The sequence below is a fragment of the Streptococcus sp. DD04 genome (assembly GCF_001578725.1).
Taxonomy (GTDB): domain Bacteria; phylum Bacillota; class Bacilli; order Lactobacillales; family Streptococcaceae; genus Streptococcus; species Streptococcus sinensis.
In genome coordinates, this window is sequence record NZ_KQ969028.1 from 1 (window position 1) to 241 (window position 241).

Here is a 241-nt window from a genome sequence, read left to right on the forward strand (position 1 = left end):
CAGAATTCTTGTGCTCGCTGGCACGAACGGTAAACTTATAGGTACCGTCAGACTGTTTCTGAGCCTTGTGCCAAATCAGATCATCCTGACCGTGCTCATGCGACCAAGTCGGAAGCAAGACCTCACGAATCCCCTGCGGGCTGGAAACCTGAGAAACAATCACATCAAAGGTACCCGTCTTAGGATTGTTATTGGCAATCGTCAGCTTACCCTCTGGCTTTCCGATCGAAACCTTGGTGGT

The 241-nt window shown here is 50.2% G+C and carries 1 protein-coding gene; it reads right to left on the bottom strand.

What is annotated here, in order from left to right:
* A partial coding sequence (locus tag STRDD04_RS10390) for a GBS Bsp-like repeat-containing protein (protein WP_156469099.1) occupies positions 1-241 on the bottom strand: 241 nt, incomplete at both ends.